This is a genomic window from Photorhabdus sp. P32 (genome assembly GCF_038085095.1).
Classification (GTDB): domain Bacteria; phylum Pseudomonadota; class Gammaproteobacteria; order Enterobacterales; family Enterobacteriaceae; genus Photorhabdus; species Photorhabdus luminescens.
This window is the reverse complement of the sequence record NZ_JAZGJN010000114.1, coordinates 1-1299: the sequence shown is the minus strand read 5'-3', so window position 1 is coordinate 1299 and position 1299 is coordinate 1. Positions and strand designations below refer to the sequence as shown.

Genomic DNA, 1299 nt, shown 5'->3' with positions numbered 1-1299 from the left:
GGAATGCATTATTCCTGCCGGCCTACCGAATTTCTACTACCCGCACTCCCATCTGGGAAGGGATGGAACGCGTTATTAAAGATCGCCGCTTCTTCACCTATGTATTGACGTTGACCGGCTACTTTATGCTGTCTGTCCAAGTGATGTTGATGTTTCCGATTATCGTCAATGAAATCGCCGGAACACCCGCTGCGGTAAAATGGATGTACGCGATTGAAGCAACCCTATCGCTCACTTTACTGTATCCAATCGCCCGTTGGAGTGAAAAACGATTCCGGCTAGAACAGCGTCTAATGGCCGGGCTTTTCCTGATGAGCCTGAGCATGTTCCCAGTCGGTTTGATTGGTGAAATAAATACCTTGTTTGGCCTTATTTGTCTGTTCTATCTCGGTACCGTCACCGCTGAACCTGCCCGCGAAACATTAAGCGCTTCACTGGCTGATCCGCGCGCACGCGGCAGTTATATGGGATTTAGCCGTCTTGGGTTGGCTCTGGGCGGCGCCTTGGGTTATACCGGCGGTGGTTGGTTATATGATACCGGTCATGCGTTGCATATGCCGCAATTGCCTTGGTTCTTGCTTGGGATTATTGGCTTGATAACCCTGTATGCCCTGCACCGTCAATTCAACCAACGTAAAATTGAATCTGCCATGCTGAGCGGCAATTAATGAGGTAAAATCTGCCCTCCAAAATAAAGGAGTCGATATGAGAAAATTTTTCTTGGGGGCAGTATTATTGCTAGCAGGGCTAATCAGTGGTTGCGATCAGTTCAAAGGCGTCAGTATTAGCGAAGAGTTAATTAATGGTTATCTGGCAAAACACGTCCATTACCAAAAACAGATTGAATTACATGGTATTGCCAACGCGGATATTGAATTGACAGAACTGTCCAGCCAAATTGGCCGGACAGAACCAAACAAAATAGCGTTAACTGGCCGAGCAAACGTAACTATTACCTCCCTGCTTGGCCCAGCTAAGGCTGAAATGAAAATCACCTTGAAAGCACAACCTGTTTTCGAACAAGAAAAAGAGGCTATTTTTCTGAAAGAATTGGAAATCGTTGATTACCAAATCACACCAGAAAAAATGGAAAAACCAATTAATGCATTAGTTCCTTATTTAAATAAATCACTTAACTCTTTCTTTGATACCCATCCAGTTTATGTATTAAAACCGGAGCACAGCAAAGCTGAAGCCGCAGCTAAAACATTAGCAGAAAGGTTAGAAGTGAAACCTGGCAAATTATTTATTACGCTGACCGATAAATAATTTCCATCAAGATATATACCCTATGGATTT

Annotated in this window: 2 protein-coding genes; both read left to right on the top strand. The window is 44.1% G+C overall.

The genetic code is table 11. The annotated features are described in order from the left end of the window. Positions 1-668, top strand: a 668-nt coding sequence (locus V2H77_RS00600; protein WP_341497253.1) for an MFS transporter, incomplete at its 5' end; no start/stop codon positions are given. Positions 669-705: 37 nt separating this feature from the next. Beyond that, positions 706-1269 carry a lipoprotein gene (locus V2H77_RS00595; RefSeq protein WP_341497252.1) on the top strand — a complete coding sequence of 188 codons (564 nt, stop codon included), beginning with the start codon at positions 706-708 and terminating at the stop codon, positions 1267-1269. The last annotated feature ends 30 nt before the right edge of the window (positions 1270-1299 follow it).